Annotated in this window: 1 protein-coding gene; it reads left to right on the plus strand. The window is 63.6% G+C overall.

The annotated features are described in order from the left end of the window. The first annotated feature begins 4 nt into the window (after window positions 1-4). Complete coding sequence (locus FHT97_RS30655; RefSeq protein ID WP_183865232.1) at window positions 5-1,132, plus strand: S-(hydroxymethyl)glutathione dehydrogenase/class III alcohol dehydrogenase; 1,128 nt, start codon at window positions 5-7, stop codon at window positions 1,130-1,132. The last annotated feature ends 11 nt before the right edge of the window (window positions 1,133-1,143 follow it).

The following is a 1,143-nucleotide window of genomic DNA, read 5'->3' on the forward strand; positions in this document are numbered from 1 at the left end:
CGACATGGACGTTCGCGCCGCCGTTGCCGTTGAGGCTGGCAAGCCTTTGGAAGTGATGACCGTGCAGCTGGAGGGACCGCGGGCCGGCGAAGTGCTGGTCGAGGTGAAGGCGACCGGGATCTGCCACACCGACGACTTCACCCTGTCGGGCGCCGATCCGGAAGGCCTGTTTCCGGCCATCCTCGGCCATGAGGGTGCCGGCATCGTCGTCGATGTCGGCCCGGGTGTCACCTCGGTCAAGAAGGGTGACCATGTCATTCCGCTCTATACGCCGGAATGCCGCGAATGCCCGTCCTGCCTGTCGCGCAAGACCAACCTGTGCACCGCCATCCGCTCCACGCAAGGGCAAGGTCTGATGCCGGACGGCACCTCGCGGTTTTCGATCGGCAAGGACAAGATTCATCACTACATGGGCTGCTCGACCTTCGCCAATTACACGGTGCTGCCGGAGATTGCCGTTGCCAAGGTCAATCCCGACGCCCCCTTCGACAAGATCTGCTACATCGGCTGCGGCGTCACGACAGGCATCGGCGCCGTCATCAACACCGCCAAGGTGGAGATCGGCGCAACCGCCATCGTCTTCGGGCTCGGCGGCATCGGCCTCAACGTCATCCAGGGGCTGAGGCTCGCCGGCGCCGACATGATCATCGGCGTTGATCTGAACAACGACAAGAAGGCCTGGGGCGAGCGCTTCGGCATGACGCATTTCGTCAACCCGAAGGAAGTCGGCGACGACATCGTCCCCTACCTCGTCAACATGACGAAGCGTGGCGCCGACCAGATCGGTGGTGCCGACTATACCTTCGACTGCACCGGCAACACCAAGGTGATGCGCCAGGCGCTGGAAGCCAGTCATCGCGGCTGGGGCAAGTCGGTGGTCATCGGCGTTGCCGGCGCCGGCCAGGAAATCTCCACCCGGCCGTTCCAGCTGGTCACCGGCCGCTCCTGGATGGGCACCGCCTTCGGCGGCGCCCGCGGCCGCACCGACGTCCCGAAGATCGTCGACTGGTACATGCAGGGCAAGATCGAGATCGATCCGATGATCACCCACACCATGCCGCTGGAAGACATCAACAAGGGCTTCGAGCTCATGCATTCCGGCGAAAGCATCCGAAGCGTGGTACTGTATTGAGACGAGGACGA

It is taken from the genome of Rhizobium sp. BK399 (genome assembly GCF_014194695.1).
Taxonomy (GTDB): Bacteria; Pseudomonadota; Alphaproteobacteria; order Rhizobiales; family Rhizobiaceae; genus Rhizobium.

Excerpts from the sequence above, each read along its gene's own strand:
- FHT97_RS30655 (WP_183865232.1), top strand. The coding sequence starts at position 5 with ATGGACGTTCGCGCCGCCGTTGCCGTTGAGGCTGGCAAGCCTTTGGAA.